Annotated in this window: 2 protein-coding genes; both read left to right on the top strand. The window is 76.0% G+C overall.

Translation table 11 applies throughout. The features are described 5' to 3' along the window. Positions 1-151 precede the first annotated feature (151 nt). The gene (locus ACOV8S_RS11360; protein ID WP_448317656.1) at positions 152-550 is read left to right on the top strand and encodes a DUF3040 domain-containing protein; all 399 of its coding nucleotides are present in this window, start codon (positions 152-154) and stop codon (positions 548-550) included. 96 nt (positions 551-646) lie between these two features. After that, positions 647-2149: a phytoene desaturase family protein gene (locus ACOV8S_RS11355; RefSeq protein WP_448317655.1), complete on the top strand. Its 1503-nt coding sequence runs from the start codon at positions 647-649 to the stop codon at positions 2147-2149. Positions 2150-2217 lie beyond the last annotated feature (68 nt).

The raw sequence follows: 2217 nt of genomic DNA, 5'->3' as shown, positions 1-2217 counted from the left end.
GGGGGGAATGAAGGTTCCACGGGCCGGCCCCGCCATGACCGGAACCGGTTGCCAAATGGCGTAGAGGGGCGGGTTTCACGGGGGCGATTCCCTGCCTATCCTGGAGGGGACCCCCGGTCGCCCCGGCGACTGCACGATGAGGAGGACTCCCGTGCCGCTCTCGGAGCACGAGCAGCGCATGCTCGAGCAGATGGAGCGAGCGCTGTACGCCGAAGATCCCAAGTTCGCGACAGCGCTTGAGGGAAGCGGGCTGCGCACGTACACCCGGCGACGGGTCTACCAGGCGGTCGCGGGCTTCCTCGTAGGTATCGCGCTCCTCATGACCGGAATGGTCGCCCAGCAGATCTGGATCGGCGTGGTGGGCTTCCTCGTCATGCTGGGGTGCGCCGTTCTCGCCGTCACCGGCTGGCGCAAGGGCCCCAAGCCCGGCGAGCAGCCGGTCGATGCCCCGGGCACGCCCGGAGCCGCGACGACGGCGCGCAAGAGGTCCGTGATGGATCGCATCGAGCAGCGCTGGCAGCGCCGCCGGGACGACCAGCAGGACCGTTGACCGACAGCTTCCAGGGGCGTCCGCCGAGGCGGGCGCCCCTTCGGCATGCCGGTACCCACCGATATGCGCAGGTCCGGGCGGCCTAGACTCCCCCGCATGGGACGGGTAGCAGTGATCGGCGCCGGCATGGGCGCCATGGCGGCCGCCGCGCGTCTGGCCGTGGCCGGCCACCGCGCGACGGTGTACGAGCGGACGGACACCTACGGGGGCGCCCTGCGCCGCCGGGAACGCGACGGTTTCGCCTTCGACACCGGGCCGGGCCTCCTCCCGTTGCCGGCCGTGTACCGCGACCTGTTCGTCAAGACCGGCAGACAGCCGCTGGAGGAGTGCGTCGAGCTGGTCCAGACGGACCCCTCAGCCCGGCACCTCTTCCCCGACGGCACCCGGGTGGACCTGCCCAACGCCTCCCGGGCCGGCGTGGTGGCCGCCCTGGAGCAGAGCGTCGGCAGGGGCGCCGGGGAGCGCTGGGGCGAGTTCCTGATCCGTGGGCGGGAGGCGTGGGACCGCACCCGCCGCCCGCTCCTGGAGGAGCCGCTGTGGCCCAACTGGGACGTGCTGGCCGACCGTGAGCCCTACCCGTCGGTGCAGCACCGACGCCTGCTGCGGACCCGGCGGGCCGCCACCCTCGCCCAGGTGGGCGAGTGGGAGCTGGGCGATCCTCGGCTGGCGCGGCTGCTGGAGAGCCACGCCCTCGCCTACGGCCTGGACCCGCGGACCGCTCCGGCGAGCGCGGCGGTGCTGCCGTACATGGAGCACGCCTTCGGCGTCTGGTACGTCCGCGGAGGGCTGCGTGAGCTGGCCCGCGCCGTGTACGAGCGCTGCCTGGACCGGCGGGTCGAGTTCCGCTTCGGCGCGGAGGCCGTCCGGGTGGTGGAGAAGGACGGCCGGGCAGCCGGTGTGGAGCTCGCCGACGGCGCGCTCGAGGAGGCGGACCACGTGGTGGTGGGCGTGCGCCCGGACCTGGTGGCGGGGCCCCACACGGCGGCGGCCGAGGGCGAGGTCGCGCCGCGTCCGGCCGGTGGACCGGTACCGGGGCGGCTCACCGTGCTGCTGGCCCTGCGCGGCGCGCGCGAGGCGGACGCGGTGCACCGCACCGTGGTCCACTCCCCCGACCGGGACGCCGAGCTGGAGGCCCTCACCGGCGCTCCCCCGGCCGGCGGCCGGGCCTCCGTGGTCCCGACGGTCACCGTGCTGCGCCCCGACGACCCGGCGCTGCGGCCCGACGACGCCCACGAGTCCGTGGTGCTGACCGCGACGGTGCCGGCCGACACGGACGCGGCGGAGGCGGAGCGGCGGGCGGAGCTGATGCTGACGGCCGCGGGCAGCGCCGTGCCGGGGTTGCGCGAGCGGCTGCTGTGGCACGAGGTCCGCACCCCGGCGGACGTCCGGCGGGAGACCGGCGCGGACGGCGTTCCCGCCCCCGCCCTGGCCGGCGGCGGGGCCGCGCTGCTGCGTCCCGGCAACTCCACCGGGCTGCCGAACCTGTACCGGGCGGGCGGCTGGGCCCACCCCGGCGGCGGGCTGCCGCACGCCGGCATGTCCGGGGCGCTGGTCTCCGGCCTCGTCGTCGAGGGCCCCGCCTTCCGCGGCTCCGTCTGACCGGGCCGCACCCCACCGCGCCACCCTTCACCGCGCCACCACTCCCGGCTCGCGCCGAGGCCCGGCAC

Source organism: Streptomyces sp. CO7 (assembly GCF_053474865.1).
Note: the sequence above shows the minus strand (reverse complement) of the source record. Positions and strands in the feature narration are given on the sequence as shown.

Bases quoted from the DNA above. Each gene is read 5' to 3' on its own strand.
- ACOV8S_RS11355 (WP_448317655.1), top strand. From the start codon at position 647: ATGGGACGGGTAGCAGTGATCGGCGCCGGCATGGGCGCCATGGCGGCC.